This window comes from Pseudomonas sp. WPR_5_2, assembly GCF_003634475.1.
Lineage (GTDB): Bacteria > Pseudomonadota > Gammaproteobacteria > Pseudomonadales > Pseudomonadaceae > Aquipseudomonas > Aquipseudomonas izuensis.
Genome location: NZ_RBLA01000005.1, coordinates 217,023 through 236,753, shown reverse-complemented (window position 1 = coordinate 236,753; position 19,731 = coordinate 217,023). Strand labels below are relative to the sequence as shown.

Annotated in this window: 17 protein-coding genes; 15 read left to right on the top strand and 2 right to left on the bottom strand. The window is 61.8% G+C overall.

Going from position 1 to position 19,731, the window contains the following annotated elements:
* Positions 1-58: 58 nt before the first annotated feature.
* Positions 59-1,012 (bottom strand): glutathione synthase, encoded by a 954-nt coding sequence (gshB, locus tag BJ917_RS19425; RefSeq protein WP_096514417.1) that lies wholly within the window; start codon positions 1,010-1,012, stop codon positions 59-61.
* 342 nt (positions 1,013-1,354) lie between these two features.
* On the opposite strand from gshB, the gene pilG reads away from it, so the two are divergent.
* The 6 genes from pilG to BJ917_RS19395 all read left to right on the top strand — a co-directional run bounded on the left by pilG (position 1,355) and on the right by BJ917_RS19395 (position 11,468).
* Positions 1,355-1,759 carry a twitching motility response regulator PilG gene (gene pilG / locus BJ917_RS19420; protein WP_096515628.1) on the top strand — a complete coding sequence of 135 codons (405 nt, stop codon included), beginning with the start codon at positions 1,355-1,357 and terminating at the stop codon, positions 1,757-1,759.
* A 57-nt stretch (positions 1,760-1,816) separates the two neighbouring features.
* On the top strand, positions 1,817-2,182 hold the full coding sequence (gene pilH / locus BJ917_RS19415; protein ID WP_096514418.1) for a twitching motility response regulator PilH: 366 nt from the start codon (positions 1,817-1,819) through the stop codon (positions 2,180-2,182).
* Between the two features lie 10 nt (positions 2,183-2,192).
* Positions 2,193-2,747, top strand: a complete 555-nt coding sequence (locus BJ917_RS19410; protein ID WP_121104142.1) for a chemotaxis protein CheW — start codon at positions 2,193-2,195, stop codon at positions 2,745-2,747.
* A 142-nt stretch (positions 2,748-2,889) separates the two neighbouring features.
* Positions 2,890-4,950, top strand: a complete 2,061-nt coding sequence (locus BJ917_RS19405) for a methyl-accepting chemotaxis protein (RefSeq protein ID WP_121104140.1) — start codon at positions 2,890-2,892, stop codon at positions 4,948-4,950.
* Positions 4,951-4,999: 49 nt separating this feature from the next.
* The gene (locus BJ917_RS19400) at positions 5,000-11,008 is read left to right on the top strand and encodes an Hpt domain-containing protein (protein WP_121104139.1); all 6,009 of its coding nucleotides are present in this window, start codon (positions 5,000-5,002) and stop codon (positions 11,006-11,008) included.
* A complete protein-coding gene (locus BJ917_RS19395; RefSeq protein WP_096514422.1) occupies positions 11,001-11,468 on the top strand; it encodes a chemotaxis protein CheW in 468 nt (155 codons plus the stop codon). The genes BJ917_RS19400 and BJ917_RS19395 overlap by 8 nt, the downstream gene beginning before the upstream one ends.
* 105 nt (positions 11,469-11,573) lie before the next feature.
* On the opposite strand, the gene BJ917_RS19390 is transcribed toward BJ917_RS19395, so the two are convergent.
* Entirely contained in the window at positions 11,574-11,942 is a 369-nt protein-coding gene (locus tag BJ917_RS19390) for a DUF6124 family protein (protein WP_096515630.1), read from the bottom strand.
* A 497-nt stretch (positions 11,943-12,439) separates the two neighbouring features.
* Between BJ917_RS19390 and mdcA the strand changes: the two genes are divergently transcribed.
* The 9 genes from mdcA (at position 12,440) to madM (ending at position 19,698) form a co-directional block, all read left to right on the top strand.
* Entirely contained in the window at positions 12,440-14,110 is a 1,671-nt protein-coding gene (gene mdcA / locus BJ917_RS19385; protein ID WP_096514423.1) for a malonate decarboxylase subunit alpha, read from the top strand.
* Positions 14,110-14,985 (top strand): triphosphoribosyl-dephospho-CoA synthase, encoded by an 876-nt coding sequence (locus tag BJ917_RS19380; protein WP_121104137.1) that lies wholly within the window; start codon positions 14,110-14,112, stop codon positions 14,983-14,985. Before mdcA ends, BJ917_RS19380 begins: the two co-directional genes overlap by 1 nt.
* Positions 14,985-15,284: a malonate decarboxylase subunit delta gene (locus tag BJ917_RS19375; protein ID WP_096514425.1), complete on the top strand. Its 300-nt coding sequence runs from the start codon at positions 14,985-14,987 to the stop codon at positions 15,282-15,284. Before BJ917_RS19380 ends, BJ917_RS19375 begins: the two co-directional genes overlap by 1 nt.
* Positions 15,277-16,128, top strand: a complete 852-nt coding sequence (locus BJ917_RS19370) for a biotin-independent malonate decarboxylase subunit beta (RefSeq protein ID WP_121104135.1) — start codon at positions 15,277-15,279, stop codon at positions 16,126-16,128. Before BJ917_RS19375 ends, BJ917_RS19370 begins: the two co-directional genes overlap by 8 nt.
* On the top strand, positions 16,125-16,928 hold the full coding sequence (gene mdcE / locus BJ917_RS19365) for a biotin-independent malonate decarboxylase subunit gamma (RefSeq protein WP_096514427.1): 804 nt from the start codon (positions 16,125-16,127) through the stop codon (positions 16,926-16,928). Before BJ917_RS19370 ends, mdcE begins: the two co-directional genes overlap by 4 nt.
* Entirely contained in the window at positions 16,922-17,542 is a 621-nt protein-coding gene (locus BJ917_RS19360; RefSeq protein WP_121104133.1) for a malonate decarboxylase holo-ACP synthase, read from the top strand. The genes mdcE and BJ917_RS19360 overlap by 7 nt, the downstream gene beginning before the upstream one ends.
* Positions 17,539-18,450: a malonate decarboxylase subunit epsilon gene (gene mdcH / locus BJ917_RS19355; protein WP_121104131.1), complete on the top strand. Its 912-nt coding sequence runs from the start codon at positions 17,539-17,541 to the stop codon at positions 18,448-18,450. The genes BJ917_RS19360 and mdcH overlap by 4 nt, the downstream gene beginning before the upstream one ends.
* Before the next feature lie 65 nt (positions 18,451-18,515).
* Positions 18,516-18,932, top strand: coding sequence for a malonate transporter subunit MadL (gene madL / locus BJ917_RS19350; RefSeq protein ID WP_096514430.1), 417 nt, complete (start codon positions 18,516-18,518; stop codon positions 18,930-18,932).
* Between the two features lies 1 nt (position 18,933).
* Positions 18,934-19,698, top strand: coding sequence for a malonate transporter subunit MadM (gene madM, locus BJ917_RS19345; RefSeq protein WP_096514431.1), 765 nt, complete (start codon positions 18,934-18,936; stop codon positions 19,696-19,698).
* Positions 19,699-19,731 lie beyond the last annotated feature (33 nt).

Here is a 19,731-nt window from a genome sequence, read left to right as displayed (position 1 = left end):
GAAACCAACATCGCGTTTTCACAGGCCGCGCATGATAACGCAATGTTGGTTTGGCTTATCAACGGGCCTTGAGCTTCTGATCGATGGCATCCATCAACAGGCCGCCGATGTCAGTGCCGAAGGCATTGTCGATCTCGCGGATGCAGGTCGGGCTGGTAACGTTGATTTCAGTCAGATGCTCGCCAATCACGTCCAGACCCACAAACAGCAGGCCTTTCTCGCGCAGGGTCGGGCCGACTTGGGCGGCGATCCAGCGATCTTTCTCGGTCAGCGGACGCGCTTCGCCACGGCCACCGGCAGCAAGGTTGCCACGGGTTTCGCCTGCGGCGGGGATACGTGCCAGGCAGTAATCCACCGGCTCGCCGTCGATCATCAGGATGCGCTTGTCGCCATCGACGATGGCCGGCAGGTAACCCTGGATCATGATCTGTTGCTGACCGTGCAGGGTCAGGGTTTCAAGGATCACCGACAGGTTCGGGTGGCCGGCGGTGTGACGGAAGATTGAAGAACCGCCCATGCCGTCCAGCGGCTTGAGGATCACGTCGCCGTGGTGATCGGCGAATTCGCGCAACACGTCCGGGCGGCGGCTGACGATGGTGGGCGGCGTGCATTGCGGGAACAGCGTGGCGAACAGCTTTTCGTTGCAGTCGCGCAGGCTCTGCGGCTTGTTGACCACCAGCACGCCGGCGCTTTCGGCTTGTTCCAGCAGATAGGTGGAATACACGAACTCCATGTCGAACGGCGGATCCTTGCGCATCAGGATCACATCCAGGTCACTGAGCAGGGCATCTTGCTCGGCTTCCAGTTCGAACCATTTTTCCGGGTTGGCGAATACCTTGAGCGGACGCATGCGCGCCCGAGCCTGGCCTTCGGCCTGGTAGAGGTCGCGCTGTTCCATATAGAACAGTTCCCAGCCGCGCTTCTGCGCGGCCAGCAGCATGGCCAGCGAGCTATCCTTTTTATAGGAGATGCTGGCGATAGGGTCCATGACAATCCCGACGCGAACGCTCATGGGTCTTTCCTCGAAAGTTGGGGGCGCAATGTCGATCTACTGTAGGAGCGAGCCTGCTCGCGATGGTGGATCAGTTGCATTGGTGTCGACTGACACTCCATCGCGAGCAGGCTCGCTCCTACAGAAGAGCAGGCCAAAGGACCGTGTAAAAGTGGCGTCAGAGTGGCGCCGAGTGTGTTCCCGGTCAAGGAAAAACCACTGCCATGGCCGGTCGATAGATTGGATTTGGAGACTGTGCTAAAAAGGCTGCCATGTTGGGCTGGCCCTTGAACATCAAGGGTTTCGAGCCACCTGTTACCGCAAATGGACAATTTGATTCGCAAAGGCGACGGCAGAGCATTTATGGAACAGCATTCCAGCGCCTTGAAGGTGATGGTGATCGACGATTCGAAGACGATTCGCCGCACCGCCGAAACACTGCTCAAGAACGTGGGTTGTGAGGTCATCACGGCCATCGACGGTTTCGATGCCCTGGCCAAGATTGCCGACAATCACCCCGGCATCATCTTCGTCGACATCATGATGCCGCGTCTGGATGGCTATCAGACCTGCGCTTTAATCAAGAACAACAGTGCGTTCAAGTCCACGCCAGTGATTATGCTGTCGTCCAGGGACGGGTTGTTCGACAAGGCCAAGGGGCGCATCGTCGGCTCCGACCAGTTTTTGACCAAGCCTTTCAGCAAGGAAGAACTGCTGAACGCGATCCAGGCCCATGTTCCGGGCTTCGCCGCCGTTCTGCCGCAGTAAGACACCTGAAGTGACGCTCGGCCAGCGGGCCGTGTGCCGACAAGAATGGGGAAGACCATGGCACGTATTCTGATCGTCGATGATTCGCCGACTGAAATGTACAAACTGACCGGCATGCTGGAAAAGCACGGTCATGAAGTCTTGAAAGCCGAAAACGGCGCCGACGGCGTGGCCCTGGCCCGCCTGGAAAAACCCGATGCGGTGCTGATGGACATCGTCATGCCCGGCCTCAACGGGTTCCAGGCAACCCGTCAGTTGACCAAAGACCCGGAAACCGGGCACATCCCGGTGATCATCATCACCACCAAGGATCAGGAGACCGATAAGGTCTGGGGCACGCGCCAGGGTGCCAAGGACTACCTGACGAAACCGGTCGACGAAGAAACGCTGCTCAAGACCCTGAACAACGTGCTCAACGGTTGAACGTGCGGCCATGACCGAGTCGCTGACGGCCTTTGAGCTGCTGCTGCAGATCGACCAGCGCTGTCGTCTGTTGGCCGCGGACCTGCCGTCCCAGCCGACCCGGCAGGACAGCTGGAGCGGCATCGGTTTTCGCCTGGGCGAGCACAGGTACGTCGCGCCCATGGGCGAGGTCAGTGAAGTGCTGCACGAGCCGCGCTTTACCCAGGTGCCGGGCGTCAAGTCCTGGGTCAAGGGCGTGGCCAATCTGCGCGGGCGCTTGCTGCCGATCATGGATTTGGGCGCTTTCTTTTCTGCTAAAGAGCCTGGTCATGAGCTGTCGACGCCGCGCAGGCAGCGTCGGGTGTTGGTGGTGGAACATCAAGAGGTGTTCGCCGGGTTGATGGTCGATGAGGTTTTCGGTCTACAGCATTTTGCCCGGGACAGCCTGGAGCCTGTGCCGGCCGACGAAGCGCCGGGACCGATGTCGGCGTTTGTCGAAGGTTGTTTTCAAGGCGAGCAGAACTGGCGGGTGTTCAGTCCGTTTGCATTTGTGCGGTCGCAAGGATTCATGAACATCGCGGTGTAGCTCTGGCTCTTTGTGGGAGCGAGCCTGCTCGCGATGGAGTGTCAGTCGACATCAATGCTGCTGATACACCATCGCGAGCAGGCTCACTCCCACAGGGATTTTCGGCAGAGTTTGAAAGGGTGTGGTTAACAGGCGAAGACCGATGATAAAAGCAAAAACAGGCAAGCCAATGGAAGGGTCGCGCAGTCGTTCGCAGATCATCGCGCTGTTCATTGCGCTGATCATTTTCATCATGCTGTTGTTCGCCAACTTCGCGCACCTCAATACCCAGGCCACGTACGACAAACAGTACATCGGTCACGCCGGCGAGCTGCGCGTGCTGTCCCAGCGCATTGCCAAGAACGCCACCGAAGCCGCCGCCGGCAAGGCCGCAGCGTTCAAGTTGCTTAGCGATGCGCGCAATGATTTTGCCCAGCGCTGGAGTTATTTGAAGAAGGGCGACCCTTCCACCGGCCTGCCGCCGGCCCCGGCAGCCGTACGCCCGGAAATGCGCGCCGTGCAGGTGGACTGGGAACGCCTGCTGAAAAACACCGACGCCATCCTCTCCAGCGAGCAGACGGTGTTGTCACTGCATCAGGTCGCCGCGACACTGGCTGAAACCGTGCCGCAATTGCAGGTCGAGTACGAGAAAGTGGTGGAGATCCTCCTGCAGCGCGGTGCACCGGCCGCCCAGGTAGCCATGGCTCAGCGTCAATCGCTGCTGGCCGAGCGCATTCTGGGGGCGGTGAATACGGTGTTGTCCGGGGACGAAAACTCGCAACAGGCGGCCGATGCCTTCGGTCGTGACGCGGCACGTTTCGGCCAGGTGCTCAATGGCATGCTTCAGGGCAATGTGGCGCTGCGGGTCAGCCAGGTCGAAGATCGCGATGCGCGGGCGCGATTGATGGAGATTTCGGAGCTGTTCGAATTCGTTTCCGGCTCGGTGGATGAAATCCTCGAAACCTCGCCCGAACTGTTCAAGGTGCGCGAATCGGCCACCAATATCTTCAGCCTATCGCAAACCCTGCTCGACGAAGCCTCGCACCTGGCCAGCGGTTTCGAAAACCTTGCCGGCGGACGTGACACCGATACCATCGGCGGCTACGTGTTGGGCCTGGCAGCGCTGATGTCGATCATTCTCATCGGTCTGGTGATGGTGCGCGAAACCAATCGCCAGTTGCGGGAAACCGCCGAGAAAAATGAGCGCAACCAGAATGCGATCATGCGTCTGCTGGACGAGATCGAGGACCTGGCCGATGGTGACCTGACCGTGACCGCTTCGGTGACCGAAGACTTCACCGGCACCATCGCCGACTCGATCAACTATTCCGTGGACCAACTGCGCGACCTCGTCGCAACCATCAACCTGACCGCCGGGCAGGTCGCCGCCGCCGTGCAGGAAACCCAGGCCACCGCCATGCACCTGGCGCAGGCCTCGGAGCATCAGGCGCAACAGATTTCCGAAGCCTCCACCGCGATCAATGACATGGCCGAGTCCATCGACCAGGTGTCGGCCAACGCCGCCGAGTCCTCGGCGGTGGCGGAACGCTCGGTGGAAATCGCCAACAAGGGCAATGAGGTGGTGCACAACACCATCCACGGCATGGACAATATTCGCGAACAAATTCAGGACACCGCCAAACGGATCAAGCGCCTGGGTGAGTCTTCCCAGGAAATCGGCGATATTGTCAGCCTGATCGATGACATTGCCGATCAGACCAACATCCTGGCGCTCAACGCGGCGATTCAGGCGTCCATGGCCGGTGATGCCGGGCGCGGTTTCGCGGTGGTCGCCGACGAAGTGCAACGGCTGGCGGAACGCTCTTCGGCTGCCACGCGACAGATCGAGACCCTGGTACGGGCGATCCAGACCGACACCAATGAAGCGGTAATTTCCATGGAGCAGACCACCACCGAAGTGGTGCGCGGCGCCCGTCTGGCGCAGGATGCAGGAGTGGCCCTGGAAGAAATCGAAGGGGTTTCCAAAACCCTCGCGGCGCTGATCCAGAGTATTTCCAATGCCGCCCAACAGCAGACGTCGTCCGCCGGTCAGATTTCCCTGACGATGAATGTGATCCAGCAGATCACCTCGCAGACCTCGTCCGGTTCCACCGCCACCGCCGAGAGCATCGGCAACCTGGCGAAAATGGCCAGCCAACTGCGGCGGTCGGTGTCCGGTTTCACCTTGCCGGCGACCAAGGCGCAGGTGACGGACAACGCTTGAATCGCCTGCGGGCGTTTGCAACTTGACTGAAGTGGGAAGTGGAGTGGTTATGGGTGATCGGCACGACTATGTGGCCCTTGAATGGGTCAAGGGCGAGATTGCCGAAACGCTGAAGCAGGCTCATCACGCGATCGAAACCCAGCTTGATGACCCGCAGGCGACGCAGGCCCTGAGCGATTGCCTGGCGTGCATTCATCAGGTTCACGGCAGTTTGCAGATGGTCGAGTTCTACGGCGCGGCCCTGCTCGCCGAAGAGATGGAGCAACTGGTCGCCGCGTTGCAGCACAATCGCGTCAGCCATCGCGATGAAGCGCTGCATCTGATGCTGCAAGCCCTGGGACAACTGCCGATCTACCTCGACCGGGTGCAGGGCGCCCGTCGCGATTTGCCGCTGGTGGTACTGCCGTTGATCAACGACCTGCGCAGCGCCCGTGGTGAAAGCCTGTTGTCGGAAACCAGCCTGTTCAGTCCGCAATTGCCGGACCTGCCACCCCTGAACGCCGAGTCCCTGGCATTGCTGGAACCGGCAGATTTGCCGAATGTATTGCGCAAGCTGCGGCAGATGCTGCAAATGGCCCTGGTTGGCCTGCTCCGTGAGCAGGATGACGACACAAACCTCGGCTACCTGGTCAAGGTGTTTTCCCGTCTCGAAAGCCTGTGCGGCAACGCCCCCCTGAGCCCGTTGTGGCAGGTTGCTTCGGCGCTGGTCGAAGGCATGCGCGGCGGCGCGATCGCTAACAGCCCGGCCTTGCGCAGCCTGTTCAAGGACGCCGACAAGGAACTCAAGCGCCTGCTCGAACAGGGCATGAGCGCCATTAATCAGCCGGCGCCGCCGGAGCTGCTCAAGAGTTTGTTGTTCTATATCGCCAAGGCCGAACACCCCACCGGGCAGATGCTGACCATGAAAGATCGCTACGGACTGGACGACGCGCTGCCGGACAGCGCGATGGTCGATGAAGAACGTGCACGGCTGGCCGGTCCCGACCGTGATGCCATGCGTTCGGTATTGGCGGCACTGTGTGAAGAGTTGGTCCGGGTCAAGGAGCGCCTGGACCTGTTCGTACGCAGCGACCGGCAACACGCCTCGGACCTGGACAGCCTGCTGGCGCCGTTGCGGCAAATCGCCGACACCCTGGCGGTGCTGGGATTCGGCCAGCCGCGCAAGGTCATCATCGATCAACTGGCGGTGGTATTGAGCCTCGCCCAGGGGCATCGCGCGCCCGATGACGCGATTCTCATGGACGTCGCCGGGGCCTTGCTCTATGTCGAAGCCACCCTGGCCGGCATGGTCGGCACCGTCGAGCCGGAGAGCCAGGAAGACAACTGTCTGCCGACCACCGACCTGACGCAGATCCATCAGATCGTGATCAAGGAAGCACGCATCTGCCTGCAACAGGCCAAGGACATGATCGTCGACTACATCGACGCCGACTGGGACCGTCAGCAATTGCAGGCGCTGCCGGCCTTGCTGACGCAGGTGCGTGGTGCGCTGGCGATGATTCCGTTGAGCCGTGCGGCGGTCCTGGTCGAAACCTGCAACCATTTCATCCGCGAACACTTGATGCTCGATCCTGGCCAGCCCGGCTGGCAGGAACTGGACAGTCTGGCCGACGTTATCGCCAGCCTCGAGTATTACCTGGAACGCCTCAACGACGACCCCGAAGCCCCCGGTGAGCAGTTGCTCGACATCGCGGAAAACAGCCTGGCAGCCCTCGGCTTCTTCCCTAACGAAAAGCCCAGCGAACAACAGGTGCCGGTGCTGGAGGATGTGCTGAGCCCCAGCGAAGCGCAGGCCATGCAGCAACTGCAGGAACTGGATGCCCCGGCCATCGTCCAGACCCTGGCGGATGTGCTGGCCAATCCGCTATCGGCCCTCAATCCGCCTGCGCTGACGACGCCGGGCAGCCTGTTGCCGCCGCCAGCCGGGGAAGAACCGGTGGACGACGAGTTGCGGGAAGTGTTCCTCGAAGAAACCGAAGAGGTGCTGGGCATCCTCCAGGAGTACTTGCCACGCTGGTCGGCAAACCCCGAAAACAAATCGGCCCTGGGTGAGATACGCCGCGCTTTCCACACCCTCAAGGGCAGTGGCCGGATGGTCCGCGCGCTGGTATTGGGTGAGTTGGCCTGGGCGGTGGAAAACCTGCTTAACCGCGTGCTGGAACACAGCATTGTGCCGGGCGCGGCAGTGCAACAGTTGCTGAGTGAGGTCCTGGCGCTGTTACCGGAACTGATCGCCGAATTTGCCGACAATACCCAGCGCCAGCGAAACGATGTCGACCAATTGGCCGCCCGCGCCCATGCTCTGGCCAAGGGCGAAGAGCCGGCATCCGACGAGGACACGCAAGACGTCGCGGCACTCGATCCGCTATTGCTGGAAATCTTCGGCAAAGAAGCGCAAACCCATCTGGGCAGCCTCAACCGCTTCCTCGACCAGGCCGCCGAACACGTGCCGTTGCAGGCCAGCGATGAGTTGCTGCGTGCCTTGCACACCCTCAAGGGCAGTGCGTCGATGGCCGGGGTGCTGCCGATTGTCGAACTGGCGGCGCCGCTGGATCAATTGACCCGGGAATACAAGGCCCACCAGATTGCTCTTGACCTGGACGAAGTCGAGGTGCTGCTGGAAGCCGAAGGCTTGTTCCGCCTTGGCTTGCGCCAGCTCAAGACCGACCCCCTGGCCGAGATACCCGGCGCCCGCGCCTTGATCGAACGGGCCAAGGCGTTGCTGGCCGAGCGTCTGCAAGGTCTCATGAATGCACCGAGCAGCGGCTTGCGGATCAACAACTTCCTGGCTCAGGGCATGGACATCCTGCTGGACGCCGAAAGCCTGTTGCAACGCTGGCAGCAACACCCCGGCGAGCGCCAGGAGCTCAGTGCGCTGCTGGACGAATTGACCACCCTCGGCGAGGGCGCACACCTGGCCGACCTGCATCCGGTGGATGAACTCTGCGAAGCCTTGCTCGACCTTTACGGCGCTGTGGAAGAAAGCAGCCTGGCCGTCAGCGAGGCGTTTTTCCACGAGGCGCAAAGTGCCCATGACGCGCTGATCAACATGCTCGACGAACTGGCCGCCGGCCAGGAAGTCAGCCCGCGCCCGGAACGAATTCGCGCCTTGCATGGCTTGCTTGATCAAAGCCTGGACCCATCGGCCATGGGCCTGATCCGCAGTGACGGCAGCCGCAGCCTGAGCATTCGCGAACTGGGCGATGCCACCGCCGAATTAGCGAGTACGCCGCCCCCTGTGGGAGCGAGCCTGCTCGCGATGGACGTTAACGATGACGCGCTGTCTCTGGATGAACGCGGTGCCGGTGAGTCCATCGCGAGCAGGCTCGCTCCTACAGAAGAGCGGGACCGTGAGCTGGATGAAGAGATCGTCTCGATCTTCCTCGAAGAAGCGGTAGATATCCTCGACAGCGCCAATCAGGCCTTGCAGCGTTGGTTGAACGAGCCGCTGAACGCCGCGCCGCTGTCGTCGCTGCAACGCGACTTGCACACCCTCAAGGGCGGCGCGCGAATGGCCGAGGTCGAGCCGGTCGGCGACCTGGCCCATGAGCTGGAAAGCCTGTACGAAGGTTTGGTGGACCGCCGCTACAACTACAACGAAATGCTGGCGCAATTGCTTCAGTCCAGCCATGACCGGTTGGCACAATTGCTTGAGCAATTGCAGCGCCACGAACCGATGGGCGATCCCGGCGAGTTGGTCGAAGCCATTCGCGCGTTCAGGCAGGGCCATGCGGGCCACGCCGAGGTGATCGAGCCGGCGGCCAGCAATGACGCTACTCATCATGACAGCGAATTACTGGATATCTTCCTTGAGGAAGGTTTCGACATCATCGAAAGCTCCGGCGCGGCGCTGGTACGCTGGCAGGCCGAGCCTACGAACCGCCAGGAAGTGGAAACCCTGCTGCGCGACCTGCACACCCTCAAGGGCGGTGCACGCATGGTGGAAATCACGCCGATCGGCGACCTGGCCCATGAGCTGGAATTTCTCTACGAAGGTTTATCCACCGGCGTCCTGAAACCCACGGCCACGTTGTTTGAGTTGCTGCAACGCAGTCATGACCGACTGGCGCAGATGCTCGACGCGGCCCGCGCCGGGGAACCGTTGCCGCCGGCCGACCGGTTGCTCGATGCGATCAGGAACTTCAGCCACCCGGTGGTTCCCGAGGTCCCGGCTCAGGTTGCGGTGCCTGCCACGGCAAAGCTCGATACGCCACTGCTGCAAGCCGATCCTGGCGCGGACATGGTCAAGGTCTCGGCGGAACTGCTCGACGACCTGGTCAACCTGGCGGGCGAAACTTCGATCTTCCGCGGCCGCATCGAACAGCAGGTCAGCGATGCGCAAGTGGCCTTGAACGAGATGGAAACCACCATCGAACGCATGCGTGATCAGTTGCGCCGCCTCGACACCGAAACCCAGGGGCGGATCCTCAGCCGTCAGCAAGTCGACGCCGAGCGCCTGGGTTACGAAGAGTTCGACCCGTTGGAGATGGACCGCCACTCACAGTTGCAGCAGCTGTCGCGGGCCTTGTTCGAGTCCGCCTCCGACCTGCTCGATCTCAAGGAAACCCTCGACCGGTGCAATCAGGATGCGGAAAACCTGTTGCAGCAGCAGGGGCGTATCAACACCGAATTGCAGGAAGGCCTGATGCGTACGCGCATGGTGCCGTTCGAACGGATGCTGCCGCGCTTGAAGCGCATCGTTCGTCAGGTGTCCGAGGAGCTGGGCAAAGACGTCGAGTTCATCGTCGGCAACGCTGAGGGCGAAATGGATCGCAACGTGCTCGAGCGCATGGCGGCGCCACTGGAGCACATGCTGCGCAATGCCGTGGACCATGGTCTTGAGTCCGCCCAGGCGCGTGTCGCGGCAGGCAAACCGGCGCAGGGGCGGATCACCCTCGACCTGCTGCGCGAAGGCGGCGATATCATTTTCGATATCCGCGACGACGGTGCCGGCGTGCCGCTGGACGCCGTGCGACGCAAGGCAATCAAACGCGGCCTGCTCGATTCGAGCGGCGATATCAGCGACCACGATGTATTGCAGTTCATCCTGCAACCGGGATTTTCCACCGCCGAGAAAATCACCCAAATCTCCGGGCGTGGCGTCGGGATGGACGTGGTCCACGAAGAGGTGCGGCAATTGGGCGGCACCATGAGCATCGACTCTGTACCTGGACAGGGCGTGCATTTTCGCATCCGCCTGCCGTTCACCGTGTCGGTCAACCGTGCGCTGATGGTGCAATGCGGGGAGGACCAGTACGCGATCCCGCTGAACACCATTGACGGCATCGTCCGCGTATTGCCCAACGAACTCGAAGGGCACTTCCGCCTCGATCCGCCGGCCTATGAATACGCCGGGCAACGCTATGAGCTGTGCTATCTGGGCGAATTGCTGAAAACCAGTCCCCGACCAAAACTCCTGGGCCAGAGCCTGCCGCTGCCGGTGCTGCTGGTGCAATGCAACGAGCGCCATATCGCGGTGCAGGTCGATGCCATGACCGGCACCCGCGAGATCGTGGTCAAGAGCCTCGGCCCACAGTTCGCGGCGGTGCAGGGCGTGTCCGGTGCCACCATCCTGGGGGATGGCCGGGTGGTGCTGATTCTCGATTTGCTGGCGCCGATCCGTGCCCTGCAAGCTCATGTGCCGCAGCGCCCGGCAAATCTCGAAGTCGAGGTCGAACCACAACGGCCGTTGCTGGTGATGGTGGTCGACGACTCGGTCACGGTGCGTAAGGTCACCAGCCGCTTGCTCGAACGTCATGGCATGAACGTGCTGACCGCCAAGGACGGTGTCGACGCCATGCTGCTGCTCGAAGAACACATGCCCGACATCATGCTGCTGGACATCGAAATGCCGCGCATGGATGGCTTCGAAGTGGCGAAGCAAGTGCGTGGCGATGAGCGTTTGCAGCATTTGCCGATCATCATGATCACCTCCCGCACCGGCCAGAAACACCGCGACCGGGCCATGGCCATCGGCGTCAACGATTACCTCGGCAAGCCGTACCAGGAATCGGTACTGCTCGAAAGCATTGCCCTATGGAGCAAAACCCATGCTTGAGCAGCGCATCAACCCGCGCAGCATCAGCCTCACCGGCCTGCTGCTGCCCCTGGCCGACCGCAACCTGATCCTGCCCAACGTCGCTGTTGCCGAACTGATCGGCTACCAGCCTGCGGCTTTCGATCTCGATACACCGCCCTGGTACCTCGGCCGGGTCAGCTGGCGCAACCGGCAGATTCCCTTGCTCAGCTTCGAATCAGCCTGCGGCAACAAAATCGTCATCGGCGAACGCGCACGGATCGTCATTCTCAATGCGTTGGGAGGGCGGCCTGAACTGAAATTCATCGCGATGCTGGTTCAGGGTATTCCGCGCTCGTACAAGCTCGACAGCCAGTTGAGCTACGTGGATGTGCCGTTGTGTTCGCTGGAGAAAGCGGCGGTGCAGGTGGCTGACCAAGTGGCCAAAGTGCCGGATTTGATGGCCCTTGAGGAGTTACTTGTCAATGCAGGGTTGACCTGACTGGCCCCTTCGCGAGCAGGCTCGCTCCCACAGGGGAATGCATTTCAAAATGTGGGAGCGAGCCTGCTCGCGAAGGCGGCCTTCAACTCAGCAAGGTCGTGCCTGCTAAACCTTGGCCTCAGCCATCGCCTCATGCTGATCCAGCGCCCGCTCCACCAATAAATGCACCCCATCGGCCATCTTGCTCAGTGCCAAGGCTACAGAGCGCCGCGAGCCATCCACATCGTCCGCCAGATCGGCCGCAATGGCACTGATGGAAAGCAGGTCTTCGGAGGCGTTGGCCAGAAGCGCTTCGGTACCGATATCGGGAGAGACAGTGAAGAGTGGGTACTTTCTGCGCTTGGCCGGTTTTTCGCGAGAAGGCGGGAAGTAATGGGAGAAGGCGCGTTCGGCGGCTTCCTTGAGCTTTTCGGTGTCGAGGGATGCCTGGGAATCGGGATCGGTTTCCGAGGGCATGGGAGTAGCTTTGAACATGGTGAAGCTCCAATTAATGAGTTTTAGCAGCTCCATTTTTCGGGGTTCCAGGCCCGGTCGCTGAATTGGCAGCGACCCACAAACAATAAAGATCACCGCCAAAGCCTGCCAGTCAGCGGGTTCCGGCATTCCTGTAGGTCGTGATGCAGGATTACGTAGCCGCTGACCATTCTTGGCGACAAGCTTTTAAACAAAAAAATCACATATGAAGATTCCCAAATTGGGCCTGATCGGTCCTCTTTTGGGACGTATCGCGTTCCGACTTTCAAACCTGCGGTGGTCGCTCTGACCCCATCGCTGGCAAGCCAGCTCCCACAGTAACTACGTTGGTCACAAATGTTGTGTACGACACAAACCCTGTGGGAGCTGGCTTGCCAGCGAAGCGTCAGTTCAGGCAACCATTAACCTGAGCGTAACAATCCACCCCTTTGCTTGATTGATGCCCCCACCCAACCCTCCTACTGTGACCCCCACGACAGCGAACCCGTGGAGTGGTCATGACAACAACAATATCCCCCGACTCGCGATGGACGCGGCGGCGTAGCGAAAAGCAGCGGCGTCTCGAGTTGGTCAAGGGCCTTGCCGACGGTGTGGTGTTGCCCACCGAGAATATCGTGGCGGCGCTGGAGGCGTTGATTCTGCCCGGCGACCGTGTGGTGCTCGAAGGCAACAACCAGAAACAGGCGGACTTTCTGTCCCGCTCCCTGGTCAAGGCTGATCCGGCCAAGCTCCACGACCTGCACATGATCATGCCCAGCGTCGGTCGCGCCGAGCATCTGGATCTGTTCGAGCGCGGCATCGCCCGCAAGCTCGATTTCTCCTTCGCCGGCACCCAGAGCCTGCGCATCAGCCAGTTGCTCGAAGACGGTCTGCTGGAAATCGGCGCGATCCACACCTACATCGAGCTCTACGCACGGCTGGTGGTCGATCTGATTCCCAACGTCGTGCTCTCGGCCGGTTTCATGGCCGACCGCGCCGGTAACATCTACACCGGACCCAGCACCGAGGACACCCCGGCGTTGATCGAACCGGCGGCCTTCAGCGATGGCATCGTTATCGTCCAGGTCAACCAGTTGGTAGACGACGTCAGCGACCTGCCTCGCGTTGATATCCCCGCGTCCTGGGTCGATTTCGTGGTGGTCGCCGACAAGCCGTTCTACATCGAACCGTTGTTCACCCGCGACCCCCGCCACATCAAGCCTGTGCATGTGCTGATGGCGATGATGGCGATTCGCGGGATCTACGAAAAACATAACGTCCAGTCCCTGAACCACGGCATCGGCTTCAACACCGCGGCCATCGAACTGATCCTGCCCACCTACGGCGAATCCCTGGGTCTCAAAGGCAAGATCTGCCGCAACTGGACGCTCAATCCCCATCCAACCCTGATTCCGGCCATCGAAAGCGGCTGGGTCGAAAGCGTGCACTGCTTCGGCACTGAACTGGGGATGGAAAACTACATCGCGGCGCGGCCGGACGTGTTCTTCACCGGGCGCGACGGCTCACTGCGCTCCAACCGGATGTTCAGCCAGCTCGCCGGGCAATACGCGGTGGACCTGTTCATCGGTGCCACCCTGCAAGTCGATGGCGATGGTCATTCCTCCACCGTGACCCGCGGTCGCCTGGCCGGCTTCGGCGGGGCGCCGAACATGGGCCACGACCCGCGCGGTCGTCGCCACGGCACACCGGCCTGGCTCGACATGCGCCACACCGACGTTGCCGAACCGATGCTCGAGCGCGGCAAGAAGCTCGTGGTGCAAATGGTCGAGACCTTCCAGGAGGGCGGCAAACCGACCTTCGTCGAGACGCTGGATGCCATCGACGTGGCGAAGAAAAGCGGCATGCCGCTGGCACCGATCATGGTTTACGGCGATGACGTCACCCACCTGCTGACCGAAGAAGGCATCGCTTACCTGTACAAGGCCCGTTCGCTGGAAGAACGCCAGGCGATGATCGCCGCTGTCGCCGGGGTGACCGCCATCGGCCTGCGCCATAACCCGAAAGACACCGCGCGCATGCGCCGCGAAGGCCTGATCGCCTTGCCCGAAGACCTCGGGATCCGCCGCACCGACGCCACCCGCGAACTGCTCGCCGCGAAAAGCGTGGCCGATCTGGTGGAGTGGTCCGGTGGTCTCTACAACCCGCCCGCCAAGTTCAGGAGTTGGTAATGCACGCATTCAACCTGCAACCGAAAACCCTGACCCTGGCCGAACGGCTGGCGGACCTGGCGGTGGACGCATTGATCGACGAAGCGGACCTGTCGCCGAAGCCGGCGCTGGTCGACCGTCGCGGTAGTGGCGCTCACACTGATTTGCACCTTGGACTGATGCACGCCTCGGCGCTGGCGCTGTGGCCGGCGTTCAAGGAAATGGCTGAAGCCGCTATCGAGATTGGCGAGATCGGCTTGCCGCTGCGTGAGGCCATTGGCCTGATTGGTCGTGAGGGTGAACAAGCGATGCTTGCCACTACCAATGGCGTAAACACTCATCGCGGCGCAATCTGGGCCCTAGGCTTGCTGGTCGCTGCAGTAGCCCTTGAACCTGAATCCAGCGCTGCCGGGGCCATCGCCTTGCGCGCCGCACGCCTGGCCTTGCTCGATGATCGCTACATGCCGCGTCCGCTCAGTCACGGCGCACAAGTCACCCAACGGTATGGCGTGCGTGGTGCTCGTGAGGAGGCGCAGCTCGGCTTCCCGGCGGTGATCCAGCGTGCGCTGCCGCAACTCAAACGCGGCCGCGCTGCCGGTCACGGTGAGCAGAACGCACGACTCGACGCACTGCTGGCGGTCATGACCGAACTGTCCGACACCTGCGTGCTGTACCGCGCCGGGGAAGAGGGCCTGCACACCATGCAACTCGGTGCCCAAGCGGTACTCGACGCGGGTGGCAGTGCGAGCCTTTCGGGCCGCCGTCGCCTGCATGAGCTGGACCAACAATTAATCGCATTGAATGCCTCGCCCGGTGGCGCTGCCGACCTTCTCGCAGCCTGCCTGTTCATCGACCGTATTGAGTCGGGCGATTGCCTCATCCAGGGAGTGATCTGATGGAAACCCTATCCTTTGAATTTCCCGCCGGGCAACCGCCACGCGGTCGCACGCTGGTGGGCTGCGTCGGCTCGGGCGATCTGGAAGTGTTGATCCAGCCGGGCCAACCCGGCAAGTTGACGATCACCGTACAGACCTCGGTCAACGGCAGCGAGCAACGCTGGCAGCATCTGTTTGCGCGGATGTTCGACGGTCAGATGCCGTCGGCGATGGACATCGATATCCATGATTTCGGCGCCACTCCCGGCGTGGTGCGCCTGCGTCTGGAACAGGGCTTCGAGGAGATCGGCCATGACTGACAGTGCCGCGCTCCTTAACAAGCACAGCTTCATCGAACTCGGCGCCCGGCAACGTGCGAAAGCCTTGCTCGATGCTGGCACCTTTCGCGAATTGCTCGACCCCTTCCAGCGCATCATGTCACCGTGGCTGGCCCGTCAGGGCGTGATGCCGCAAGCCGATGACGGCGTGGTGATCGCCAAGGGCTGCCTCGACGGTTTGCCGGTGGTGATCGCCGCCATCGAAGGTGCGTTCCAGGGTGGCAGCCTCGGTGAAGTCGGCGGGGCGAAGATTGCCGGCGCCCTGGAACTGGCCGCCGAAGATAACCGCAACGGTATTGCGACCCGCGCCGTGCTGCTGCTGGAAACCGGTGGCGTGCGGTTGCAGGAGGCCAACCTTGGCCTGGCCGCGATTGCCGACATCCATGCGGCCATTGTCGAACTGCGCCAATACCAACCGGTGGTGGGCGTGATCGCCGGCAGCGTCGGTTGCTTCGGCGGCATGTCGATTGCCGCCGGGTTGTGCAGCTACTTGCTGGTGACCCAGGAAGCGCGGCTCGGCTTGAACGGTCCACAGGTGATCGAGCAGGAAGCCGGGCTCGAAGAATACGACTCCCGCGACCGGCCCTTCATCTGGAGCCTGACCGGCGGCGAGCAGCGTTTTGCCACCGGACTGGTGGATCGTTACGCCGAAGATGACGTGGCGCAGATCCGCCAGCAGATCGGCGAGTTGCTCCAGCAAGGTTTGCCGGCGCAGCAGCGCAGCGCTCAGGCCGATCTGTACCTGCAGCGGCTGGCGCGCCTGGACGCCGAACCGCAAATCGAGCCGGCGACGGTTCGCGACCTGTATCAAGGAGAGCGCTCATGAGTTCGTATTCCCTCAGGGGCTTGCACTGGTTCAACGCCTTGAGTGGCGATGCCAAACCGGTCGATGGCTTGCCCGCTTCATTGAAAGTGGCCGATGGTTTTTTGGGTGGACAACCGGTGCGGTTTCTCGCCGTGGTGGCCGATCCCGACAACCGTTTCGTCCGTGCTCGTAACGGAGAGGTGGGTCTGCTGGAAGGGTGGGGCCTGGCCAAGGCGGTGGATGAAGTCATTACGGCTGACGAAGGCAAACCGCAAAAACGCGCACTGATCGCCATCGTCGACGTACCGAGCCAGGCCTATGGTCGTCGCGAAGAAGCGCTCGGGATTCATCAGGCATTGGCCGGGGCGGCGGACAGTTACGCTCGTGCTCGTCTGGCCGGGCATGCGGTCATCGGGTTGCTGGTGGGCAAGGCCATGTCCGGGGCGTTTCTGGCCCACGGCTATCAAGCCAACCGTTTGATTGCCCTGCGTGATCCAGGGGTGATGGTGCATGCCATGGGAAAGGCCTCGGCGGCGCGGGTGACGCTGCGTAGCGTCGAAGAACTGGAAACCCTGGCCGCCAGCGTGCCACCGATGGCCTATGACATCGACAGCTATGCCAGCCTGGGTTTGCTTTGGGAAACCTTGTCGGTGGACCGGATCGAGCAGCCAACCGCCACCGATGTGAGCCGTGTAACTGAATGCCTGACCCAGGCCATTGGCGATGTTGTCGAAAAAGGCCGGGATCTGAGCAGTCGCCTGGGCGCGAGCAACCGTGCGGCATCGAGCCATGTTCGCCAACTGTTGAGAGAGCAGTGGTGAACGCGTTAATGGCCCACGACCTGCTCTGGGGCATGGCCCCGGAGCAATTGCCTGTGGATGCGCCGGTGTGGGCGGTCGAATCGATCCGCGCCGGGCAGCCAGTAGTGGTGCGTCGTGCGGTCTCGGCGGCGGGGCAGGTGGCAGTCGGCGTGCGCGGGCGTTTGCGTGAGCAGCGTTATGCGGCGTCAATGGCAATCGAATCGGTGTCGCGCCGTGTGCAGCCGGAACAGCTGTGTCATGTCGAAAGCCAGCGCGAACTGCCGGTGTTGCAGGCGCTCAAGCAGTTGCGCCCGCTGCTCGACCGTTGTGGTTGGACATGGGGTATCAGCGGCAGCGCCGGTTTCGAATTGGCCAGTGGTTTTGAAGCGCTCCACGAAGGCAGCGATCTGGATCTGATTTTGCGTACTCCGCAGCCAATCACTCGTGTTCAGGCGCAGGCGCTGGTGGCACGGCTCGATACAGCGGTGTGCGTGGTAGACATGCAATTGCAAACTCCTTTCGGCGCCGTGGCCTTGCGCGAGTGGGCCGGTTCTTCGCATCGCGTTCTGCTGAAAAACGCCTGTGAAGCCTGTCTGGTACTCGATCCATGGAACGTGCAGGAGCAAGCAGCGTGAGCAGCTTGCTGGTGTTTCCGGGGCAGGGCGCGCAGCAGCCGGGCATGCTCCAGCGCGTGCCGCGCGAAACCCTCAACGAGGCCAGCGATGTGCTGGGCGAGGATGTCTCGCGGCTGGATTCTGCCGAGGCGTTGCAATCGACACGGGCGGTGCAACTTTGCCTGTTGATCGCGGGGGTGGCGGCGGCTCGGCAGTTGGCAATGCCGGCGGATTACGTCGCCGGATTATCCATCGGTGCTTATCCGGCAGCGGTGGTGGCCGGTGCCTTGAGTTTCAGTGATGCGCTGCATCTGGTGAGTCTGCGCGGTGAGTTGATGCAGCAGGCTTATCCACAGGGCTATGGCATGACCGCGATCACGGGGCTCGAACTGGCGACGGTGGAAGCGCTACTGGCGCAGGTTCACAGTGAGGACTCACCGGTTTATCTGGCGAACATCAACGCCGATAACCAGGTGGTGATCGCCGGCAGCGAAGGCGCGATGAAAACGCTGGCCGATCTGGCGAGAAGCCGGGGTGCAGGTCTGGCCAAGCGTCTGGCAGTGAGTGTGCCGTCGCACTGTCCGCTGCTGGAAACACCCGCCAAAACCCTGGCCGAAGCGTTCACCAGCGTTAAGCTGCAAACCCCGAAAATCGGCTACCTGAGCGGCAGTCGCGCACGGCCGATCATCAACACCGAAGCCTTGCGCGACGACCTGGCTTTCAACATGTGCCGCGTAGTGGATTGGCGCGGTACGGTACAAAGCGCCTACGAGCGCGGCGTACGTCTACAGATCGAACTGCCGCCCGGTGCGGTGCTGACCGGGCTGGCGCGCCGGGTGTTCGAGCAGGGCACCGTGATCGCTTTTGACGGTGCCCGCCTCGATACCCTGCAGGCGCTGTTGCGTGAGGAGGGAAGCCGCCAACCCTAGATCAGCGACTCAGGCCTTCGAACAACAAAAACAACATTCGACGATGCACTTTGAGGACGACAACAATGATTATTTACGGTGTGGCGCTGCTGGCGATCTGTACGCTGGCAGGGGTGATCATGGGTGACATGCTCGGCGTGTTGCTGGGCGTCAAATCCAACGTCGGCGGGGTCGGGATCGCGATGATCCTGCTGATCTGCGCGCGCTTGTGGATGCAAAAGCGCGGTGGCATGACCAAAGATTGTGAGATGGGCGTCGGCTTCTGGGGTGCGATGTACATTCCGGTGGTGGTCGCGATGGCGGCGCAGCAGAACGTGGTCACGGCCCTGCACGGTGGACCGGTGGCGGTGCTGGCGGCGATCGGTTCGGTGGTGGTGTGCGGTTGCACCATTGCCTTGATCAGCCGGACGCACAAAGGTGAACCCTTGCCCGATGAACCTGCGGAAACCTCTCCCGTCGGCACACCTGTAGGAGGCCGCTGATATGTGGGAGCTCATGGAAAAAGGCTTGGCCAATAACAGTCTGGTCACCGCATTCGCCTTCGTCGGCGTGATCATGTGGGTGTCGGTCATTCTGTCGAAACGCCTGACCTTCGGGCGGATTCACGGCTCGGCGATTGCCATCGTCATTGGCCTGGTCCTGGCCTGGGTCGGCGGCACGTTGACCGGTGGGCAAAAGGGCTTGGCGGATCTGACGCTGTTCTCCGGCATCGGCCTGATGGGTGGCGCCATGTTGCGCGACTTCGCCATCGTCGCCACGGCATTTGAAGTGCAGGCCACCGAAGCGAAAAAGGCCGGGTTGATCGGCGTGATCGCGCTGCTGCTGGGCACGATACTGCCGTTCATTGTCGGTGCGTGCATGGCCTGGGCGTTCGGTTATCGCGACGCGATCAGCATGACCACCATCGGCGCGGGTGCGGTGACTTACATCGTCGGTCCGGTGACCGGCGCGGCCATTGGCGCCAGTTCCGATGTGGTGGCGCTGTCGATTGCCACCGGCTTGATCAAGGCGATTCTGGTGATGGTCGGCACGCCCATGGCGGCACGCTGGATGGGCCTGGACAATCCGCGTTCGGCGATGGTGTTCGGCGGCCTGGCCGGGACGGTCAGCGGTGTGACGGCGGGGCTGGCGGCGACGGATCGGCGGTTGGTGCCTTATGGGGCGTTGACGGCGACTTTCCATACCGGGCTTGGGTGCTTGTTGGGGCCTTCGCTGTTGTACTTCATTGTTCGCGGGATTGTTGGTTAAGGCGGGTAGTTTCAGCGTCTGAGATGGCCTCAT

Bases quoted from the DNA above. Each gene is read 5' to 3' on its own strand.
- gshB (WP_096514417.1), bottom strand. From the start codon at position 1,012: ATGAGCGTTCGCGTCGGGATTGTCATGGACCCTATCGCCAGCATCTCC.
- pilG (WP_096515628.1), top strand. From the start codon at position 1,355: ATGGAACAGCATTCCAGCGCCTTGAAGGTGATGGTGATCGACGATTCG.
- pilH (WP_096514418.1), top strand. From the start codon at position 1,817: ATGGCACGTATTCTGATCGTCGATGATTCGCCGACTGAAATGTACAAA.
- BJ917_RS19410 (WP_121104142.1), top strand. From the start codon at position 2,193: ATGACCGAGTCGCTGACGGCCTTTGAGCTGCTGCTGCAGATCGACCAG.
- BJ917_RS19405 (WP_121104140.1), top strand. From the start codon at position 2,890: ATGATAAAAGCAAAAACAGGCAAGCCAATGGAAGGGTCGCGCAGTCGT.
- BJ917_RS19400 (WP_121104139.1), top strand. From the start codon at position 5,000: ATGGGTGATCGGCACGACTATGTGGCCCTTGAATGGGTCAAGGGCGAG.
- BJ917_RS19395 (WP_096514422.1), top strand. From the start codon at position 11,001: ATGCTTGAGCAGCGCATCAACCCGCGCAGCATCAGCCTCACCGGCCTG.
- BJ917_RS19390 (WP_096515630.1), bottom strand. From the start codon at position 11,942: ATGTTCAAAGCTACTCCCATGCCCTCGGAAACCGATCCCGATTCCCAG.
- mdcA (WP_096514423.1), top strand. From the start codon at position 12,440: ATGACAACAACAATATCCCCCGACTCGCGATGGACGCGGCGGCGTAGC.
- BJ917_RS19380 (WP_121104137.1), top strand. From the start codon at position 14,110: ATGCACGCATTCAACCTGCAACCGAAAACCCTGACCCTGGCCGAACGG.
- BJ917_RS19375 (WP_096514425.1), top strand. From the start codon at position 14,985: ATGGAAACCCTATCCTTTGAATTTCCCGCCGGGCAACCGCCACGCGGT.
- BJ917_RS19370 (WP_121104135.1), top strand. From the start codon at position 15,277: ATGACTGACAGTGCCGCGCTCCTTAACAAGCACAGCTTCATCGAACTC.
- mdcE (WP_096514427.1), top strand. From the start codon at position 16,125: ATGAGTTCGTATTCCCTCAGGGGCTTGCACTGGTTCAACGCCTTGAGT.
- madL (WP_096514430.1), top strand. From the start codon at position 18,516: ATGATTATTTACGGTGTGGCGCTGCTGGCGATCTGTACGCTGGCAGGG.
- madM (WP_096514431.1), top strand. From the start codon at position 18,934: ATGTGGGAGCTCATGGAAAAAGGCTTGGCCAATAACAGTCTGGTCACC.